We start from the raw sequence: 18,909 nt of genomic DNA, 5'->3' as shown, positions 1-18,909 counted from the left end.
TGGTAGAGCACCACCTTGCCAAGGTGGGGGTCGCGGGTTCGAACCCCGTTTTCCGCTTTGCCTTAGCAATTTTCAGCCGGGGTGGCGGAACTGGCAGACGCACAGGACTTAAAATCCTGCGGTGAGTGATCACCGTACCGGTTCGATTCCGGTCCTCGGCATTTCATAATATGCGCCCATAGCTCAATTGGATAGAGTGTTTGACTACGGATCAAAAGGTTAGGGGTTCGACTCCTCTTGGGCGCGTAGTCTTTTTATTTGTTTCATTTTTATTATCGGGAAGTAGCTCAGCTTGGTAGAGCACTTGGTTTGGGACCAAGGGGTCGCAGGTTCGAATCCTGTCTTCCCGATTTTTTGATGCCTGAAGCATTCGCTTCAGGCTTTTTTGTGTTTTCAGCCAGTGAGAAGTCCTGAAAATATGATACAATAGTAAAAAACGAGGAGGAAATTGTTTGAAGGGACAAATCATCAAAGCGCTAAGCGGATTTTATTATGTGGCATCAGAAGATGAAATCTTTCAAACCCGCGCTCGAGGAAATTTTCGAAATCGAAAAATCACTCCTTTGGTTGGGGATGAAGTGATTTTTGAAAGCAGCAATCAAACAGACGGCTATCTTTTAGAGATCTTGCCGCGGAAAAATGAGCTGGTTCGACCGCCAGTCGCAAATGTGGATCAAGGAGTGGTCGTGACAAGTCTAGTTGAGCCGAATTTCTCCTATAATCTATTGGATCGCTTTTTAGTGACCTTAGAGTATGAGGGGATCGAACCGATCATCTTTTTGACAAAAGCGGATCTTGTGAAAGATCTTGCCGCAATGAAAGCAATTGAGGAGACCTATCAAGCAATTGGCTACCACGTGATCACGTCAAAAGCAGAAGGCGAAGATCTATTGGAACTTCAACGGTACTTCCCTGAGCGGATCACCGTTTTTATGGGGCAATCTGGTGCTGGAAAGTCTACGCTATTGAATCGAATCGTCCCGGAATTAGCATTGGAAACAGGAGTGATCTCAGAATCTCTCGGACGGGGGAAACATACGACCCGTCATGTGGAGCTCTTGCCGATTTGTGATGGATTGGTTGCCGATACACCAGGATTTAGTTCGATCGATTTTCTGGAAATCGAAGCAGTAGAGTTACCAAAGCTCTTCCCTGATTTTTTAGCAGTAGCTTCCAACTGCCGCTTTAGGGAGTGTATGCACCTCAATGAACCTGATTGTGCAGTTAAACAGGGAGTTGCAGCAAATGAGATTGCTGAAACTCGTTACAAAAACTACGTGCAATTTTTAGAAGAGATTGAAAACCGACGTCCGGTTTATAAAAAGAAGAAAAAGTGAGGGAAAAGCATGATGAAACTAGCACCATCTATTTTAAGTGCCGATTTTGCAAATCTTCAAAGAGACATTGAGCTGGTAGAGCGCCATGGCGCAGATTACATTCACGTAGACGTGATGGACGGTCATTTCGTTCCTAATATTACCTTAGGCCCAAACATCGTTAAAGCGATTCGCCCAGTTACCAAGCTGCCGTTGGATGTTCATCTAATGATCACCGAGCCAGAAAAGTATATCCATGCCTTCGCGGAAGCTGGAGCAGATATCATTGGTATCCACGCGGAAGCAACGCCTCATATCCATCGTGCGATCCAAATGATTGTGGCAGAAAATGTCAAAGCAGAAATCGTCATCAACCCAGGTACACCAGTTTCAGCCATTGAACATGTTTTATCTATGTGTGATCAAGTGTTAGTTATGACGGTCAATCCAGGGTTTGGTGGGCAATCCTTTATTGAAGAATCACTGGAAAAAATTGCGGCGTTGGCTGCTTTAAAAGAAGAAAAAGGCTACCATTATGATATCGAAGTAGATGGCGGGATCGTTCCTGAGACAGCCAAACGCTGCCTGGAAGCAGGCGCAAATGTCTTTGTAGCAGGAAGTTATATTTACGATGCCGATGAACCTGCGGCGCAAATCAGAGCATTGAAAGAAGCTTTGCAATAAATGAAGATTTTGTTAGCGGCAGGTGGAAGTCCTGAAAATTGGCCACAGTTGATGGCGTATGATAAATACATTGGAATTGATCGTGGGGCCCTGTTTTTGCTTCAGCACCAACGGCCAGTCGATCTGGCAATCGGTGATTTCGACTCCCTGACCGCAGCAGAACTGCAAGCGGTCAAACAACAAGTTAAGACAGTGATCCAAGCCCCTGCTGAAAAAGATGATACAGATACTCAATTGGCATTGGTTGAGACGTTGCGTCTTTATTCAGAAGCGCAAATCGACGTGATTGGTGCAACGGGGGGACGCCTTGACCATCTTTTAGCCAATCTGTGGTTAGTTTTAGAAGATCGGTTTCGTCCATTTGCCCCAAATCTGCGTTTTTTAGATCGTCAAAATGTCGTTCAGTTCTTTTTACCAGGCACCTATCAATTGGAAAAAGAACCCGGGATGCAGTATTTGGCGTATTGCTGTTTGACGCCGGTAACAGATTTGACGTTAACAGGTAGCAAGTATTTATTAGAAAACGTCCAAGTACCGTACCCAACTTCTTATGCTAGCAATGAATTTCTGACACAAACAGCAGGTTTTTCCTTTAGCAGCGGGATGATAGCAGTCATTCAAAGTTGTGATTAAGAGACGGAACGTCTCTTTTTTTTGTTGAAAATTTCAGAAACTTAATTACAAAAAAAACATTAAGACGGACAACTTAGCTTTTGTTTGCAGGGTATTAATGGTAAAATTGGAACTACAGTTTGGAATTATTTGAGGTGTCTTTGTGAAAAAGTTTAATCCTAATAAAAATATTATCATCACATTGATTATTGTGATTTTAGTTGTCACCGTATTAAGCGTGACGATCGCCCGCCGAGCAGCGGGAAACTCCACCAATGCCGTGCAATCTACGGTCAATGACTCCGTTGGCTTTATCGATAAAATGATTACCGCTCCTTTTCGTTGGATCGAAAATGGTGCCAATTCAGTCAAAAATTTGTTTGTGACCTATGAAGAAAATGAACGTTTAAAAGAGAAATTGGACAGTTTTGAGGAACTGGAACAAGCGAAGGACAATGCGCAAAGAGAAATCGATGCCTTGAAAGAAGAGCTAGAGCTGAATGCAACCTTGACGAATTATGAACGGATCTCCGCCAATGTCATCAATCGGTCACCTGATACTTGGCAAGATATGCTGATCGTGGACCGCGGCTCAAGAGATGGTGTTGAGGTCAACATGGCAGTTATGTCGCAAAAAGGCTTGATTGGTCGTGTCATTGAGGTCAATGCAGCTTCTTCTAAAATTGAACTTTTGACTTCTGAAAACCAGAATTCCAACCACTATCCGGTTCGGATCAGCGGCGAAGATGGGTCAAACTTTGGGATCCTAAGTAGTTACGATCAAAAAGAACGTTCCTTAGTCATTACCCAATTGACGGGGGACAATGAGCTGAAGGAAGGCGATGTCGTGCAGACCTCTGGATTAGGAGGAAACTCGCCCGCCGACTTAGCGATCGGAACAGTGATCCGTACCACCAAAGATGAGTTTGGTCTTGATACCCAAGTATTTGTAAAACCGTATGCCCAAATGTATGATATTCAAGCAGTAACGATTATCAAACGCTTGGCAGGTGAGGAATAGCCATGAAAAAGCATGACTACATCAAATACCTGGCAGCGGGCGTCTTCTTTTTGATGATGTTGGCAGATGGACAACTGACGCGTTTTTTGGAAAAATGGACCCAAGACAATTATATCGCCAGTGCGCATCTTTTATTGATCGCTCTTTTATGTGGCGCGAAGTATTTGCCGAAAAACTTTTTGATTACCACGGCGCTGGTGATCGGCTGTCTCTATGACGTGTATTATGTCGGTGTGATCGGCATCTACACGGTGGCGTTTCCCTTGATCGTATGGATCATGTATATTTTGAAAAATACGCTTTATCAAAATGTATTTACCATGTTTTTCGGAATGATCATCTTTGTTACAAGCTTAGAAGTTGTGACATTGGGGGTTCAATTGCTGTTTAAGATCGCATCAGTTAGCACGTCATTCTTTGTTTCCCGCTTTCTAGCACCAACGCTTTTATTGAACATCCTTTTGTTTATCCTTTTAGTCATTCCATTCATGAAGCTATTCAAAGACGAATAGCTTCATTTTTTTTGCGTTTGACTGTATAAAAATAACAGCGATTGAAATGTTTTTGTAATATTCCTTTTATCTCTCTGACATACGGCTGTGTTACAATCACACTATCGTGAAGGACTTTAGGTATTCTTAAGCATTTATACATAAAAAAACCATATTAGGGGAAGCAACAGCCGGAGGAATGAAGAGTGAAAAAGCGAATTTTATCTTTATTGTTAGTAAGTTCAATTGTTCTTACTTCTGCAGCAGCACCGACACTTGTCTTTGCATCAGATTTTGACAATAAAATTGAAGAAAAAAATCAAGAGATCTCTGACTTGCAAAACCAGCAAGCGAGCATCCAGTCACAAGTAGCAGCACTTGAAAGCGACGTGACTGCAATCAATGAAAAAGCCCAAACTTTGTTGCAACAACAAGGGGATTTGCGTGCGGATTCTGAAAAGTTGAAGCAAGAAATTGCCGATTTGAAAGTCAGAATCGAAAAGCGTGAAGAAGCGATCCAAAAACAAGCTCGTGATGTTCAAGTCAATGGACAAAGCACGAACTTTATTGATGCAGTATTAGAAGCTGACTCTTTAACAGATGCTATTGGCCGTGTGCAAGCAATGACGACGATCGTCAATGCTAACAAAGATCTTGTAGATCAACAAAAGGCAGACCAAGAAGCAGTTGAAGCGAAAAAAGCGGAAAACGACGATAAATTGGCAGAGATCGCAGCGAACCAATTTGAATTAGAAACACAATTAGGGGATCTACAAGCCAAACAAGCTGATTTGAATGTTTTGCAAGCGGAATTGGCTGTTCAACAAGCATCTAAAGAAGATGAAAAAGCTGATTTAGAAAAACAAAAAGAAGAATACGAAGCAGAACAAGCTCGCATCGCTGCAGAAGAAGCGGCGGCAGCAGCAGCTCGTGAACAAGCAGCACAAGAAGCAGCGGCTCAAGAAGCGGCAGCAGCTGAAGCAGCTACTCAGGAAGCAGCACAAAGCGAATCTTCAACGTCGAATTCAACGACATCAAGCGCCACAACAAATTCTAGTACGACGACTGATACTACGCAAGGCAGTTCATCACAAGGCAGCGGTTCAGCAAATACGACACCATCGACACCTGCCAATAATAACAATAGCAATAACAACCAAGGATCAAATAATAGCAGCAACGGTTCAAGCAGTACTCCTGCACCCGCACAAACGGTCAATGGTTCAGCAATCGTAGCAGAAGCAATGAAATACATTGGTACCCCTTATGTTTGGGGTGGTACGACACCAGACGGCTTTGACTGTTCTGGCTTTACACAATATGTATTTGCTAAAGTTGGGATCTCATTACCACGGGTAACTTACGCACAAGAATTTTCCGGTACGGTAATTTCGATCAACGAAGCAAAAGCCGGTGACTTGTTATTCTGGGGTAGCCGCGGAAGCACACACCACGTGGCGATCGCTATGGGTAACGGACAATACGTTCATGCACCAACACCTGGTCAAAATGTTTCTGTCAGCAGTTACTCTTATTACTCACCAGATTTCGCGGTGCGCGTAAACTAAATCAATTGAAGCTATTTCAGAAGCTGGCGTTTTACGGCTCTTTGTCAATAAGGACTGATGAGTTGTGCAAAATCAAATCTGGGTCAGAATGAACCACATTCTGGCTCAGATTTTTTGTTATCTTACATTGATTAATTGATTGATCAAAAAGATTCTAATTCTCATGTTCTCGAATGATTTAAATCCGTAGGATACTCGTTTCATTGTCTTTATGTGGGTATTCTTCGCTTCTATTTTTCCATTGGAATAAGGATAGATCATTGCGCTGGTGATGCCTTCTTCATAAGTCAGAAGGTTTTGAAGCTTCTCCCGAAAGCCGTCATCTAACGTTTCGGGAAGTTCTGTCAATAAGGAGAAAAATAAGTCAGGGTCTTTGTCTCGAAAGGCTTCAACTAATTCATGAAAAAAGGGATACGCCTCCTTCAGGGGCGTAGAAAACTCAAGCAATCGATCAATCATCATTGCTTCAGTAAGAAATGGGTATTTTGGTGCTCGGAAACTTTTCCATGTTTTGTATTCATAATGGTTGATGTTTGCACGATTTTTTAGCAAAAAGCGCCAGTTCTTTTTCAGTTTTTCTGCCTGGCTTTTCTGTCCGGCTTTACGAAGTTCATTCATTTCACGGATACGCAACTCATTGAACGCTTGATTCATGTGTTTGACAATATGAAACCGATCAATCACTACTTTCGCATTTGGCAGAACACGTTTGGTGAGCTGGAAGTAGGCGGCGTTCATGTCTGTCACCAAGAATTCTACTTCTTCTGGATTGGTACAACCTAAGAAATAGCTTGTTAATCGAGGTAATTTACGCGTAGGCAAAACATCTATTAATTTTCCTGTTTCGCCATCTGCGCAAATAAAGCTCATTTTATCTTCTATGGAAGCATGCGAACGAAATTCATCAACCATCAATACTCTGGGGAGAATCTTCTTAGATTGCTTTGGTAAATAGCTTTTAAACTCTTTCAATGTACGAATAACGGTGGTCAAAGATACCTGACAGCTTTTCGCAATAAAAGATAAAGATACTTTTTCAGTCAGTAAAGAAGCAATTTTATATCTAACATGATTTGCGATTGAATGTCTGGGTTGGACAAAATAACTTTGAGCAGTCCAATGGGTTCGGCAGTTTTTACAGGTATAGCGCTGCTTTTTTAGGCGCATAACCAAAGGCATATGATTGTATTGTTCAAAACGGACAATCGTTTCCTTCTTCCCATTTTTCACTATAATTGTTTTCCCGTTTCCATCTACCACAGTAGAACCACAACTTCTACAAGCACGAGGAGTAGGCGAGAGAACAGCATCGACGACCAACGTCTTTTTCTTCTGAAGGGTCTCGTAAGAGATCTCTGTAATCATCAAATCTTTCTCTGTTATTCTCAACATTTTTTTGATAGAATCATTCATATAGCATATCGTCCTCTCAGTTGTTTATTTTGTGGTGATTTAATCATACTAGAGAACGATATGTTTTTTAATACCTAAAATGAAAATGGGACTGAAGAATCAATTCTGATTCATCAGTCCCATAAATTATAGAGCCCGTTTTACGTCAGCTTTTTTTGATTTCTGTTTTAAAAAACGTATGCTTTTTTTGTTTTCAGTCTTGCCAGAACATCTTATAATAGAAAAGAGAAAGGAAGCGGATAAAATGAACAAGACCTCGTCTTCCAGAGAAAAAATGATAACGGTTAAGTTTTATACGAATTATCTTTCTCGCATGATGATGCCGAATCTAAGTATTTTTATTGCATGGATGCTGATTTCATTCCTGCTGCCTTTGTTTTCAGTCGATCAACAAGTGATCCAGCAAATGGAACAAGGGGTCTTGACTGTGTTGCTGCCCCTCATGATTGCTTATACAGGTGGGCAAATGTTGGCACCTGAGCGAGGTGGGGTCGTAGGAGCAGTGGCGGTCTTAGGGGCTATTCTCGCAACGGATATTCCCCAAGTCTTTGGGGCGATGCTACTGGGTCCACTGGCAGGCTGGCTGTTGTATCGCAGTGATTCGTTCGTGAGTAAGGTCAAAAGTGGCTATGAGATGCTGGTGCGCAATTTTATTGCAGGTGCGCTTGGCGGACTCCTTTTTTTAGGTAGTTATTTCCTATTGGCGCCGCTTTTTAATTGGTTCAGTCTCGGCAGCTATCAGCTCGTGGATTATTTCGTTCGGCAAAATGTCTTGCCCTTTATTCATATCATTGTAGAACCATTGAAAGTTTTGTTTTTTAATAATATTGTCAACCATGGACTATTTACGCCGCTAGGAATCGAAGCCGCGGCAGTTAACGGTCAGTCGGTTTTATTTTTGATCGAGGCCAACCCTGGTCCGGGATTAGGGGTCTTAGCGGCGTATCTTTTCTTTGGTTCAAAGCGAAACCGAACGAATGCCGCAGCATCCATTTTTGTGCAGGCTATTGGTGGGATTCATGAAGTGTATTTCCCGTTTGTTCTGCTCGATCCTTGGGTGTTGCTCGGTCCGATCGTTGGTGGTTTCAGCGGTACACTGATCTTCCAATTTTTAGGAGTAGGCTTGAGAGCACCGGCGTCCCCGGGCTCGATTTTGGCGATTTTGCTCAATACACCGGCTTCTATGATCCTTGGTGTCTTAACTGGGATTGTCGTCAGTACGGTCGTATCGTTTGCGATCGTTAGTGTGCTATTAAAACGGAAGACCAATACAGAAAATGAGGAGCGTAAGATGCCGAAAATGAAGAAAGTCACGGAGATCGTCGTGGCCTGTGACGCAGGGATGGGGTCCAGTGCGATTGGTGCCAGCATACTAAAAAAACAGTTGCAAGAAGCCCAGCTAACGTTTCCTGTCCGCTATCAGTCGATTTATCGTGTGACCGATGATCCCAAGCTGTTAGTGATCACCCAACGGGAATTAGCAGCTATTGCCCAAAAGCAGACACCACACGCACAGCATTATGTGCTAGATAATTTTTTGGCGGCAGATGAGTATGCTCCGCTGATCCAAGAATTACAAAGAAGAGAACAGGATCCGCAAAAATCGTTACAAATCGAAGCAGAAAATTCGCTAGGGTTTTCAACGATCATCTTTTTGTATACTGGAAAAAAACGCGGTTCACAAACGATGGCAGTGGAGATATTAAGAAAAATGGCTCGCCAACAAGCGCTGTCTTTGACCATCAAAAAAATGGCATATGAAGGACAAGCTCTTGATCCTACGGCAGTCTATATCCTCCCGAAAGAACTTGCAGAAAAGTGCCCGATGCCAGATGTTTCTTTACTGGTGGTGGATGATTTATTGACGACAGATGCGTATCGTCAGTTACTGACAGAAGGAGTCGACTATGTTTTTGACCAATCGTGAAACACTTTTATTAACGGAATTGATGAATAGTACCGGTCCGGTTTCTTTAGATCGCATGATGCAAGTCTTAAAAGTCAGTAAACGAACGGTGTACCGTGAACTGGCTAATCTAGAAAAATCCTTAGAAACAGTAGGTGCTACCTTAGAGAAGGTCGGTCGTGGTCATTTCCAAATTTTTGCATCAGAAACGAGCATTCGCCAATTGCAAGAAGCCATTATGGCAGATACCGATCAAGAATTCGCGGCTAGTGAGCGGCAACACCGTATTTTGTTGCAACTGACTACCGCCACGAAGCCTGTATCCAGTCATTTTTTCTTGGAGCGTTACCAAATCAGCAACACGACGTTTTTTTCAGACATCAAACAGCTTGAAGAGAGTCTCGCACGGCTGCCGTTAAGGATCGTGCGCAATCAAGGGTATGAGATCGAAGGCTCCGAAAAGTATCGGCGGTTGCTCACAGCCAATACACTAGTGATGGAGATCAATGAATACCAATTTTTCCATTTACTGGAAACCGATGATGAAGCCCCGTTTATTTTTCAATTTCTGTCCCGCGACCATCTATTGCTAGCCCAGCGGTTGATTCGGGAAACCATCGAACCCCAATTCAAGGAACTTAGTGACCGCAAATTAGCCTTTATCGTCTTGATGCTGGCGCTAGCCATGGATCGGGTAGCTTTGGGCTATACGGTGGAAGAAGAGACGTACCCGAGTCAGATCAACAAAGACTTGCTGAAGGTGGCGAAAAAGATTTTTGCTCAGATCGCCGAAAAGACCAAACTGCTTTATTCCATCAACGAAATCGTCTTTTTTGCCGTGTTACTAGGTGATTTTGCCAATTCCTTTGATCGTGATTTTTTTGATGACAATTTTGACACCGACTTGGCTTATCGTGTAAAACGCTTGATCGAATTGGTCAGTGAGCAAACGGAAGTGGCATTTTATGAAGACACGAACTTGTATAAAATGCTGCTGACCCATATCTCAGGAGTAATGACGCGGGCTATTTTAGAAGAAGATCATTTGAACAACCCTATCCTAGAAAAAATCATGAACCAGTATGTCGAGATCGCCAGCGGGATTCGCAATCATCTGCCGCAAGTCTTTCCGCAGCAGCAGTTCTCGGAAGAAGAAATCGCCTATATGGTCCTGCATTTTGCCAATTCGTTGGAAAAAAATCCGAAAGTGTTAGAAGTCAATATTGCAGGGATCTCTCCTAGTGGATTAGCCTCCATCAGTTTGTTAGAGATGCAGCTGCGGAAACATTTTCCCTTTATCAATCAAATCACCTTCTTTCGAGTGGGGGATGTCAAACGGGAAAACATCGAGGAGACCTATGACTTGGTGATCTCGACTTCATTGCTACCAGGGTATCAAGGAGAGTACAAACTCGTTTCACCGATCCTGCTAGAAGAAGACATTCAAGAGTTGAAGAAGGCCTTCCAAGCCATTAGTCAGAAAAAACGTTCCGCCAAAAAAGCACCCTCTGCTTTGGTCAAAGAGGAATCCTATGAAGCGGTCTTGGCTTTTATCGAAGCTATTAACCAGCTATTGGCGCTGTTTCAAGTGCAGGCGATTGATAACCCAGCGGACTTGGAAGAAACGTTGCAGCTGGTGCTGACGTCTTTTGATGCACATGTTGTTTTGGATCGTGAGAAAGTCGTTGATCGTCTCTTACGGCGCTACTTCCAAGCGCCAGTGGGCATTCCTGACACCCACTTTGCCTTGTTTCACGCGGCGAGTTCGGCGATCCTGCAACCAGTTTTTCGTATTTTCGATTTGAAACAGCCGCTGCCACTTCTAGCGATGGATAAAAAAGAGATCGCTGTTACCCGTTTATTAGTCATGCTGGCGCCCTATCCTATCAATGAAACAAGCTCTCAGATGTTAGGAAAAATCAGTGGTTCGATCATTATGAATGATCTAAATACGGAGATTTTTAATTCCGGCAATGATTCGATTATTTATCAGTTACTCTCTTCGCTCTTGATTGAAGAAGTAAAACAATAGGAGGGATCAGCGATGTATATTCCACAGGAGCGGATTTTGTTGGATCAACACTTTACCGATGCCACAGAGGCCCTGACAAAAATTGGCGAGTACTTAGTCAACCAGGAAATCGTCTCTTTACCTTATGTCAAAAGCCTTTTGCGGCGTCATCAAAAAACAGGTGTTTACATCGGGAACTTTGTTGCACTGCCCCATGGGGAAGAAGAAGCCCAGCAATGGATCAAGGAAGAAGGGCTCTTTTTGATCCAAGTGCCTGATGGCGTTGACTTCGGCACGAAGGAGCAGCCCAAAACCGCTACGATCCTTTTCGTAGTCGTCCTAAAAGAGCAGCAATTAGCTGTTTTGCAAGAAATCGCCTTTTTTTGTTCTGATATGCAGAATGTTCGGGCGCTTAGTGATGCCGAATCGGTTGAAGAGATCCAACAGATTTTGCTGGCAGAAGAATAAGCAATCAGCAGCAGACTGGCTTGTAACAAGAGCAGCGAACGAAATGAGTGAATGAGCTGCCTCCGTGTGCTCGCTCTTTCTACCTTGAGTAGAAGGAGCGGGTACACGTTTTTTTTCGTTTTGGCAAAAACCAAATAAAAAATGCTTCACGTGAAACATAACAAAAAGCCAGTGAGTGTAGGGGCTACTCGCGTTTTTTTGTTCTGCCTGTTTGGCTACAAGTTTTGGCACAGTTTTTTGTGCCAAAGTACGACTTTCGACCGTTTTGGGAAGCGCCTACAATAAGGGTGTAAGCAGACGAGAGGAGAGAAAAAAATGGAACAGACACAAAAAGCAGCCAAATCATCAGTAAAAGCAAAAGTTCAAAAATTAGGCAGTACGTTGTCGAGTATGGTGATGCCAAATATCGGCGCATTGATTGCATGGGGTGTATTAACGGCATTATTTATTCCAGATGGGTATTTACCAAATGAAGCCTTTGCAACGATGGTCGGTCCAATGCTAACGTATTTGATCCCAATCTTGATTGGGTATACCGGCGGGAAAGTGATTGCTGGTGACCGCGGAGCCGTGGTTGGGGCGATCGCAACGATGGGGGTCATCGTCGGAACGGATATCCCAATGCTCTTGGGTGCAATGATCATGGGTCCTTTAGGCGGTTGGGTCATCAAGAAATTTGACGAGATCTTCCAAGACAAAGTTCGCGCTGGCTTTGAAATGTTGGTCAACAACTTTTCATCAGGTTTGATCGGTTTTGCTTTAGCATTACTGGGCTTTGTAGCAATCGGGCCAGTTGTTAACACCTTGACAGAAGCAATGGCAGCAGGGGTAGAAGTGATCGTCAATGCCCACTTGATTCCATTAGCCAATATCTTTATTGAACCAGCAAAAATCTTATTCTTAAACAATGCCATCAACCATGGAATTTTGACACCACTAGGTACTGAGCAAGTCAGCGAATTTGGGAAATCAATTCTTTACTTATTAGAAGCCAATCCTGGACCTGGTTTAGGAGTCTTGCTAGCCTTCACTTTCTTCGGAAAAGGAGCAGCGAAATCTTCGGCACCTGGAGCGATCATCATTCACTTTATCGGTGGGATCCATGAGATCTACTTCCCATACGTCATGATGAAACCATTGATGTTCTTAGCAGTGATTGCCGGCGGTGTATCAGGAAGCTTTACCTTCCAATTGTTAGGTGCAGGCTTACGGGCACCTGCTTCACCAGGTTCGATCATTGCGATCTTAGCAATGACGCCATTCAACTCGGTGATGAGTGTCGTTTCTGTCTTAGCCGGAATTGCCGTAGGAGCAGGTGTGTCCTTTATCGTCGCTGCCGCGATCTTGAAAGCGGATGCGAAGGATACGGTGGATAATTTTGAAGAAAAAGTACAACAAACGCAAGCAGCAAAACTCAGCGCCAAAGGTTTGGCGGCTCAACCAATGACGGGCATCAATCGCATCATCTTCGCATGTGATGCAGGCATGGGCTCCAGTGCTATGGGGGCATCGATCTTACGTAAAAAAGTCAAAGAAGCGGGTCTTCCACAAAATGTTTCGAATTCCGCCATCAACAATTTGACGGACGATGCCAATACATTGATCGTCACTCAAGAAGAATTGCAAGAGCGTGCCAAACAAAAAGCGCCAAATGCGACCTTCGTCGCGGTTGAGAATTTCCTGAACTCTCCACGGTACGATGAAATCGTAGCCACATTGTCAGGGACTAAGACAGCGGGGGAGTCAGAAAAAACGTCTGAAGCAGGCAACCAGGCAGATGTTCCTTCAGCCAATGACCTTAAGCAAGTCAGTGAAATCATTTTGGCCCACGATGACCGCAAAGGTTCGGCAACGATGGCTCAGAAAGTCTTCCAAGATCTTTTAGCCAAAGAAGCTCTGACGATGCCAATCAGAAAAAGCCATATCAATGATCTCCATGCCAACGCCTCTTCATTGGTGATCACAAAAGAAGCCTTAACGCCGCAAGCGCAAACCTCAGCGCCAGAAGCGATCCATCTATCCGTCAATAATCTAATGGGAACGACGAACTATCAACGGATCGTGGCATCGATCAAAGCAGCGAATTAAGAAAGGATGAGCCGAATGCAAGTATTAGAAAAAGACATGATTGAATTGAACAAACAATTTGCGACCAAAGAAGCAGCCATTCGTTACTGCGGTGAAAAATTGCTGGCGGCAGGCTGTGTGGAAAAAGAATACGTCGAAGCCATGCTTGAGCGTGACGAGATGCTCTCAGTCTATATGGGGAACTTTATTGCGATTCCTCACGGTACGGATGAAGCCAAAAAATACGTCAAAAAATCAGGTATCTGTATCGTGCAAGTGCCTGATGGCGTGAATTTCGGTACAGCGGACGAAGAAAAAATCGTCACCGTCCTTTTCGGCATTGCGGGCAAAGGGGAAGATCATCTGCAATTGGTCCAACAAATCGCCCTCTTTTGCAGTGATATCGATAACGTCGTCGAATTGGCGGATGCTTTGGATAAAGAAGAAATCGCACAAAGTTTGACCGTAGCATAAGGATTTAAGGAGGAGACAAGACATGAAGGCAGTTCACTTTGGTGCAGGTAATATTGGTCGCGGCTTTATCGGCGAGATATTGGCTGCCAACAACTTTGAAATCACATTTATTGATGTCAATGAAACGATCATTGACGCCTTAAAAGCAAGACAAGGGTATACCATCGAATTAGCCGATGAGACCCAAGAACAGATCCACATCGAGCATGTGACGGGATTGAACAATGCCAAAGAACCAGAAGCGGTGATCCAAGCGATCGCCGAGGCAGACATCCTTACGACCGCCATTGGTCCCAACATTTTGCCGCATATCGCTGAGCTGATCGCCAAAGGCTTAGAAGCACGTCAGCAACACCCAGACAAGCCAGCCATTGATGTGATCGCCTGTGAGAACATGATCGGCGGATCGACCTTTTTAAAAAGCGAAGTGCAAAAATACGTTGCGGATTGGTCAGCATTGGAAGCGACGGTTGGTTTTCCAGATGCAGCGGTGGACCGTATCGTACCGCTGCAGCACCATGAAGATCCCTTATTCGTTCAAGTAGAACCTTTTTGCGAATGGGTGATCCAAGAGTCAGGGATGAAATCATCGATCCATCTGCAAGGGGTCCATTATGTGGCGGACCTGGAACCGTATATTGAACGGAAATTATTCAGTGTCAATACGGGTCATGCCACGGTAGCGTACACAGGCGCTCTCCAAGGCTATCAGACGATCGATGAAGCGATGCAGGACCATTTAGTGGTGATCCAATTAAAATCCGTTCTCGAAGAAACTGGGCGGCTTTTAATTGAGAAGTGGGCCTTTGATCCTGAAGAACATGAACGGTATATCGAAAAAATCATCCAACGCTTTAAAAACAAGCACATTTCCGATGCTATCACTCGGGTGGCACGGACACCTGTCCGCAAATTAGGGACCGAAGAACGCTTTATCCGACCAGTCCTTGAGTTAGAAAAACGCAACATGCAGCCAGATCATCTCTATGAAACGATCGGCATGATCTTCAACTACAAAGACCCTGAAGATGAGCAAAGCCAACAGTTACAAGCACTTTTGGATGAAAAATCACTACCGGAAGTCATTGCAGAAATCACTGGCTTACAAGATGAAGACATGATTGAAACGATCCGACAAAACATTGAAAAATATGCGTATGTTGCTGCATAAAAACGAGTAACACACAGAACAAGCAGATAAATTGCCGCATCCGTAAAAGCTAGCCCAACAAGCGAGCTTTTGCGGATGTGGCAATTTTTTTCAACGCTTGTTCTGTGTTTTTTGGCTCACCGATTGACCTTTGCTGCCAACTTGACGATAATAAGAAAAGAAATGAGGGAGAGCAATGGAACGATGGTTTGAAGAAGCCCAGCTTCAAGTAATTGAGTTGCCGATCGAATGGCAGGAAAATCGCCCCGTCTATCGGGCCTTTATCCGTGAATTGCCGACGATCCAAGGGGAAGGAACATCGCGGCAAGCTGTTTACCGGCAGTTGGCAGAAGCCTACGCGGCTTACCTTGCCCAACTTCGAGAGGTCAATGAGGCACAGGAAGAAATGACGTCTTCCTTATTATCGACGGAAGAATTATTGCGCTACTATGATGGCGAGACCTTCGATGGTTTTGAGTTGCCCTCTGACGAGTAACAGGAAAAAAGCCATTCACTGAAAACTGAAAAGCTACGCAAAAAAAAAACCGCTCAGCTGCAGCTCGATCGATACGAAGGATCGAACGCTGCAACTGGCGGCTTTTTTTCTATCAAAGAAACCACGTCTTATTCGCGGTTAGTTCAATGCCTCAGTAATGGCTTGATTGAAGGCATCTAAGTCATCTGGGTTCCGACTGGTGATCAACCGATAAGTTTCGTCGATCACGACGGGCTCATCTTTGACAGTGGCACCTGCGTAGGCTAAATCTGGTCGCACAGAATCATAAGCCGTCAAGGTCAAATCTTTCGTCAGTCCTGTTTGGATAAACAGTTGTGGGCCGTGGCAAATGGCAAAGACGGGGCGATCAGATGTCAAAAAGTCTTTCGTCAATGACACATAGCGCTCATCGGTCCGTAATTGGTCAGGGGAGAAACCGCCTGGGATCAACAAAGCATCAAAACTGGCGGGATCGATCGTATCGATGGCCGCATCGACGGGAAACGTTCCACCTTGTTTGCCTTTTACGGTCTCGGTGCCTTCATTACTAATAACGACTACTTCATGTCCGGCCGCTTCCAGTGCTTCTTTTGGTGACGTCAACTCAACATCTTCTACTAGATCAGTGACAATAATAGCAACTTTACTCATTCGATCTCCTCCTTATTACTTGATGAACAATTTGTTCACCTGCTATTATTTATGCTAACGAAGATTTTCGCTGTTGACAAATCATCTGTTTTGTCCGCAGCTTGAAAAAGAAAGAAGGCAACGCCATGGCAACGATCCAACTATTTATCTCTGATACTCCCCTTTGCTTTGAAAAAGCGGAATTCATTTTTATGGAAGAAACATTTGTCATCGAGAAACAGCAACTATTTGAAAAAGTCGATGCGGTGATGCATCAAGAGGTATCCTCGTCCTTGGTTTCATTGGTAGAAAAAGCCCTTTTGACGCTAGAAGCGATCGGGGAAGAAGAGGATTATTTCGACCTGCTTTATTTGACCTATGAGAATACCCGGCGTTCCCTCAGCGGACAGCAATTACTCGCACAGCCGTTTCCAGCTGTAGAGGCAGCCTTGCAGCCGGTCTTTGATGAGTTGGCAGAACCGATCATAGAAAAGTTTTATGAAGAGCTGACCAATCAATTAGAAGAAATCGCTGATGATGAGCTGTTTAGTTCCTACTATCTGGATGATGAGCAAGCGGTGATTCAAATCGATGCGCCGATCCAACATGAAGAAGTAATCGCTTTGCCCGCCCTTTTACGAGATTACCATGGCACGTTGCACCTGACCTTTGAAAAGTTTTATGAATACCTTGTGTAGCGGCGGCAACTGCCGTCGTTATTTTTTGTGAAAACAGTTACATGTTTAGTTTTTTTTAAATCCTGCGACAGAAGCCTCGGGAATCTTGACCCTTTTGTCAGAAACGATTATAAAGGTAAGAAGAGGCTGAAGGAACCGAGACTGCCGATGGGCAGAATCGGGTAAGAAAAGGATGAGAATTATGCGAAAAGTCCCGCCTATTTTAAAACCAATTGCACTTTTAACGATATCAACGATCATTGCCACTGCCACCGGCGTGGTGAATTCAGGCAGTTACCGCCAACCAAGTCGTGCGACGGAAACGACAGAAACGACCGAACAAGCACCAAGTGAAAGCACACCGTCTTCGATAACGGAAGACAGTCAAAATCAAACACCTGCTAGCACGGACTCACAACCGACGAACGATGACCAGCAGATCACACCGTCATCCAGCAGTGAAGTAGTAACACCAGAAACGACCCCGTCTTCTTCGGTGCCTGCAGAAACGACGCCATCAAGCGATGAGAGTGTTTCACCGGCGACACCGGAAAACAATCAAGAAACACCTTCTTCAAGTGAAGAAACCACGCCAGATCAGCAAGTGATCATGGATGAGAATCAAGGAAATGAGTAGGTGAGAAAATGACGCTTATTTTAGATTTAATCAACGGCATCCACAAATTTTTGGGCTATCTTGACATCAGTCCCAAATACTTGAATCGCGCCTATACCATCCTCAGTATCATTCCAACGGCGTATATTTTGCGGATCATCTATGGAATGTTTGCGAACCAAAACTATTTTCAAGCGATCCTTTATACGATCGGCTTTTTGGTCTTAGTCTATTTCTGGGTACTGAATATCTTCTATTATTTCTTGAATAAAAACATGAAGTTCGATGTTACTCAGACCTTTGTCAAAGTCTTACCGGACGAAGTCTTCAATATTGAAGGGGAAACTATCAGCACCACCGACATTGATCGTTTGACGACTGAAAAAGCGGTGATCGATTTTGAAGAAGACTATCAGCTGGTATTGGCGAATCATTTGCAGACCTTGATCGCTCAAGAAGAATTGGCGATCAAACCGTCATCCAACGGCTTTACGATTCCGAAAAATACCTTGTACCCTTACTATTTTGTCAAACAGCAAGGGAAAAACGAGTACGTATTGCAGATCGGGACCAGCTACACGGAGATGACGAAAGTTGGCACGATTCAATGGACCGGCAAGCAACCTTTAGAGCCAGTGGGCTTATTTATCACTGGCGGTGATTTTGTCAAAAATGATGTCAAATACCACGAACCATACAGTTTAAAATTGTATGTCAAAAAAGAGGTCTCCGAAGAAGAACCGCAGACCTCAAGACAGGCGTATCGACGACAAGCACGCAAATAAGAAAAGGCAGTTCCCCCAGAGCGTTCTCTGAAGGGACTGCCTTTTTGGTATCTCGGTTATTCGATCGGAATGTTTTTTGCAGGTGCGTCTTTGTAGCTAGCTTTCGGTAAAGTCAGGGTCAAAACGCCGTCTTCAAACACTGCTTTGATGGACTCGTCATCAATGTCTGTGATGGTGAAGGTCCGTTGATAGGCACTGCTGGAGCGTTCTTTGCGCAAATAATGTCCGAAATCATCCTCGGTTTCAGTGGTTTCTGTTTGAGCAGCTGAAATCGTCAGCGTGTTGTTGACGTAACTGACGCGGATGTTTTCTTTCTTGATGCCGGGTAAATCTGCTTGAACGAGATACTTGTCTTCGTATTCTTTAATGTCCGTGTTCATTTGTCGTTCTTGCCAAAAACTGTTCATTAATTTGCCTAATAGTTCTTCGCCGCCTGCTAAATCTCTTGGAATCAAATTTGCCATGTGGTTCCCCCGCTTTCTTTTATCCATTGAGTTGGTACCTCTATTTTACGAGGAACCAAG

General features: G+C 44.0%; 19 protein-coding genes and 4 tRNA genes (1 of these 23 running past the window's edge). 20 read left to right on the top strand and 3 right to left on the bottom strand.

Features of this window, described 5'->3' with window-relative positions:
- From IGI88_RS06610 to IGI88_RS06565, 10 genes are all read left to right on the top strand, one after another.
- Positions 1 to 57: transfer RNA gene (locus IGI88_RS06610), tRNA-Gly, on the top strand; it begins 15 nt to the left of the window's first position.
- Between the two features lie 18 nt (positions 58 to 75).
- Positions 76 to 161: transfer RNA gene (locus tag IGI88_RS06605), tRNA-Leu, on the top strand.
- An 11-nt stretch (positions 162 to 172) separates the two neighbouring features.
- Positions 173 to 246, top strand: a tRNA-Arg gene (locus IGI88_RS06600).
- Between the two features lie 30 nt (positions 247 to 276).
- Positions 277 to 350: transfer RNA gene (locus IGI88_RS06595), tRNA-Pro, on the top strand.
- A 102-nt stretch (positions 351 to 452) separates the two neighbouring features.
- Positions 453 to 1,337 (top strand): ribosome small subunit-dependent GTPase A, encoded by an 885-nt coding sequence (gene rsgA, locus IGI88_RS06590; protein ID WP_005232946.1) that lies wholly within the window; start codon positions 453 to 455, stop codon positions 1,335 to 1,337.
- Positions 1,338 to 1,346: 9 nt separating this feature from the next.
- Positions 1,347 to 2,000: a ribulose-phosphate 3-epimerase gene (rpe, locus tag IGI88_RS06585; RefSeq protein WP_005232947.1), complete on the top strand. Its 654-nt coding sequence runs from the start codon at positions 1,347 to 1,349 to the stop codon at positions 1,998 to 2,000.
- Positions 2,001 to 2,633, top strand: a complete 633-nt coding sequence (locus IGI88_RS06580; RefSeq protein WP_086316712.1) for a thiamine diphosphokinase — start codon at positions 2,001 to 2,003, stop codon at positions 2,631 to 2,633.
- 142 nt (positions 2,634 to 2,775) lie between these two features.
- Entirely contained in the window at positions 2,776 to 3,633 is an 858-nt protein-coding gene (mreC, locus tag IGI88_RS06575; RefSeq protein WP_005232949.1) for a rod shape-determining protein MreC, read from the top strand.
- 2 nt (positions 3,634 to 3,635) lie between these two features.
- The gene (gene mreD, locus IGI88_RS06570; protein WP_005232950.1) at positions 3,636 to 4,145 is read left to right on the top strand and encodes a rod shape-determining protein MreD; all 510 of its coding nucleotides are present in this window, start codon (positions 3,636 to 3,638) and stop codon (positions 4,143 to 4,145) included.
- A gap of 185 nt (positions 4,146 to 4,330) precedes the next feature.
- On the top strand, positions 4,331 to 5,692 hold the full coding sequence (locus IGI88_RS06565) for an NlpC/P60 family protein (RefSeq protein WP_016621090.1): 1,362 nt from the start codon (positions 4,331 to 4,333) through the stop codon (positions 5,690 to 5,692).
- Positions 5,693 to 5,809: 117 nt separating this feature from the next.
- On the opposite strand, the gene IGI88_RS06560 is transcribed toward IGI88_RS06565, so the two are convergent.
- A complete protein-coding gene (locus IGI88_RS06560) occupies positions 5,810 to 7,105 on the bottom strand; it encodes an ISL3-like element ISEfa11 family transposase (protein ID WP_429960293.1) in 1,296 nt (431 codons plus the stop codon).
- Positions 7,106 to 7,283: 178 nt separating this feature from the next.
- Between IGI88_RS06560 and IGI88_RS06555 the strand changes: the two genes are divergently transcribed.
- The 7 genes from IGI88_RS06555 to IGI88_RS06525 all read left to right on the top strand — a co-directional run bounded on the left by IGI88_RS06555 (position 7,284) and on the right by IGI88_RS06525 (position 15,677).
- Positions 7,284 to 9,032, top strand: a complete 1,749-nt coding sequence (locus IGI88_RS06555) for a PTS sugar transporter (protein WP_429960292.1) — start codon at positions 7,284 to 7,286, stop codon at positions 9,030 to 9,032.
- Positions 9,013 to 11,043: a BglG family transcription antiterminator gene (locus IGI88_RS06550; protein WP_101699574.1), complete on the top strand. Its 2,031-nt coding sequence runs from the start codon at positions 9,013 to 9,015 to the stop codon at positions 11,041 to 11,043. Before IGI88_RS06555 ends, IGI88_RS06550 begins: the two co-directional genes overlap by 20 nt.
- Before the next feature lie 12 nt (positions 11,044 to 11,055).
- A complete protein-coding gene (locus IGI88_RS06545; protein WP_086316708.1) occupies positions 11,056 to 11,490 on the top strand; it encodes a PTS sugar transporter subunit IIA in 435 nt (144 codons plus the stop codon).
- 315 nt (positions 11,491 to 11,805) lie between these two features.
- Positions 11,806 to 13,578, top strand: coding sequence for a PTS mannitol transporter subunit IICBA (locus IGI88_RS06540; RefSeq protein WP_081119217.1), 1,773 nt, complete (start codon positions 11,806 to 11,808; stop codon positions 13,576 to 13,578).
- 15 nt (positions 13,579 to 13,593) lie between these two features.
- Entirely contained in the window at positions 13,594 to 14,031 is a 438-nt protein-coding gene (locus IGI88_RS06535; protein ID WP_016608326.1) for a PTS sugar transporter subunit IIA, read from the top strand.
- Between the two features lie 22 nt (positions 14,032 to 14,053).
- The gene (locus tag IGI88_RS06530; protein ID WP_010748851.1) at positions 14,054 to 15,202 is read left to right on the top strand and encodes a mannitol-1-phosphate 5-dehydrogenase; all 1,149 of its coding nucleotides are present in this window, start codon (positions 14,054 to 14,056) and stop codon (positions 15,200 to 15,202) included.
- A 175-nt stretch (positions 15,203 to 15,377) separates the two neighbouring features.
- Positions 15,378 to 15,677, top strand: coding sequence for a hypothetical protein (locus tag IGI88_RS06525; RefSeq protein ID WP_005232957.1), 300 nt, complete (start codon positions 15,378 to 15,380; stop codon positions 15,675 to 15,677).
- Positions 15,678 to 15,815: 138 nt separating this feature from the next.
- On the opposite strand, the gene IGI88_RS06520 is transcribed toward IGI88_RS06525, so the two are convergent.
- Positions 15,816 to 16,328, bottom strand: a complete 513-nt coding sequence (locus IGI88_RS06520) for a type 1 glutamine amidotransferase domain-containing protein (RefSeq protein WP_016612040.1) — start codon at positions 16,326 to 16,328, stop codon at positions 15,816 to 15,818.
- Positions 16,329 to 16,453: 125 nt separating this feature from the next.
- Between IGI88_RS06520 and IGI88_RS06515 the strand changes: the two genes are divergently transcribed.
- The 3 genes from IGI88_RS06515 to IGI88_RS06505 all read left to right on the top strand — a co-directional run bounded on the left by IGI88_RS06515 (position 16,454) and on the right by IGI88_RS06505 (position 18,385).
- Complete coding sequence (locus IGI88_RS06515) at positions 16,454 to 17,005, top strand: hypothetical protein (RefSeq protein WP_034871948.1); 552 nt, start codon at positions 16,454 to 16,456, stop codon at positions 17,003 to 17,005.
- Between the two features lie 181 nt (positions 17,006 to 17,186).
- Positions 17,187 to 17,621 (top strand): hypothetical protein, encoded by a 435-nt coding sequence (locus tag IGI88_RS06510; RefSeq protein ID WP_144330823.1) that lies wholly within the window; start codon positions 17,187 to 17,189, stop codon positions 17,619 to 17,621.
- Positions 17,622 to 17,629: 8 nt separating this feature from the next.
- Positions 17,630 to 18,385: a DUF6681 family protein gene (locus IGI88_RS06505; protein ID WP_005232961.1), complete on the top strand. Its 756-nt coding sequence runs from the start codon at positions 17,630 to 17,632 to the stop codon at positions 18,383 to 18,385.
- Between the two features lie 56 nt (positions 18,386 to 18,441).
- On the opposite strand, the gene IGI88_RS06500 is transcribed toward IGI88_RS06505, so the two are convergent.
- On the bottom strand, positions 18,442 to 18,849 hold the full coding sequence (locus IGI88_RS06500; protein WP_034871953.1) for an Hsp20/alpha crystallin family protein: 408 nt from the start codon (positions 18,847 to 18,849) through the stop codon (positions 18,442 to 18,444).
- Between the last annotated feature and the right edge of the window lie 60 nt (positions 18,850 to 18,909).

The sequence above is a fragment of the Enterococcus sp. AZ179 genome (genome assembly GCF_050498885.1).
In the GTDB taxonomy this organism is placed as follows: Bacteria; Bacillota; Bacilli; order Lactobacillales; family Enterococcaceae; genus Enterococcus_D; species Enterococcus_D entomosocium.
The sequence above is the reverse complement of the archived record's forward strand: the minus strand, read 5'-3'. Positions and strand labels throughout refer to the sequence as shown.

Coding starts and splice junctions, on each gene's coding strand:
- rpe (WP_005232947.1), top strand. CDS start 1,347: ATGATGAAACTAGCACCATCTATTTTAAGTGCCGATTTTGCAAATCTT.
- IGI88_RS06580 (WP_086316712.1), top strand. CDS start 2,001: ATGAAGATTTTGTTAGCGGCAGGTGGAAGTCCTGAAAATTGGCCACAG.
- mreD (WP_005232950.1), top strand. CDS start 3,636: ATGAAAAAGCATGACTACATCAAATACCTGGCAGCGGGCGTCTTCTTT.
- IGI88_RS06560 (WP_429960293.1), bottom strand. CDS start 7,105: ATGAATGATTCTATCAAAAAAATGTTGAGAATAACAGAGAAAGATTTG.
- IGI88_RS06555 (WP_429960292.1), top strand. CDS start 7,284: ATGCTTTTTTTGTTTTCAGTCTTGCCAGAACATCTTATAATAGAAAAG.
- IGI88_RS06550 (WP_101699574.1), top strand. CDS start 9,013: ATGTTTTTGACCAATCGTGAAACACTTTTATTAACGGAATTGATGAAT.
- IGI88_RS06545 (WP_086316708.1), top strand. CDS start 11,056: ATGTATATTCCACAGGAGCGGATTTTGTTGGATCAACACTTTACCGAT.
- IGI88_RS06540 (WP_081119217.1), top strand. CDS start 11,806: ATGGAACAGACACAAAAAGCAGCCAAATCATCAGTAAAAGCAAAAGTT.
- IGI88_RS06535 (WP_016608326.1), top strand. CDS start 13,594: ATGCAAGTATTAGAAAAAGACATGATTGAATTGAACAAACAATTTGCG.
- IGI88_RS06530 (WP_010748851.1), top strand. CDS start 14,054: ATGAAGGCAGTTCACTTTGGTGCAGGTAATATTGGTCGCGGCTTTATC.
- IGI88_RS06525 (WP_005232957.1), top strand. CDS start 15,378: ATGGAACGATGGTTTGAAGAAGCCCAGCTTCAAGTAATTGAGTTGCCG.
- IGI88_RS06520 (WP_016612040.1), bottom strand. CDS start 16,328: ATGAGTAAAGTTGCTATTATTGTCACTGATCTAGTAGAAGATGTTGAG.
- IGI88_RS06515 (WP_034871948.1), top strand. CDS start 16,454: ATGGCAACGATCCAACTATTTATCTCTGATACTCCCCTTTGCTTTGAA.
- IGI88_RS06510 (WP_144330823.1), top strand. CDS start 17,187: ATGCGAAAAGTCCCGCCTATTTTAAAACCAATTGCACTTTTAACGATA.
- IGI88_RS06505 (WP_005232961.1), top strand. CDS start 17,630: ATGACGCTTATTTTAGATTTAATCAACGGCATCCACAAATTTTTGGGC.
- IGI88_RS06500 (WP_034871953.1), bottom strand. CDS start 18,849: ATGGCAAATTTGATTCCAAGAGATTTAGCAGGCGGCGAAGAACTATTA.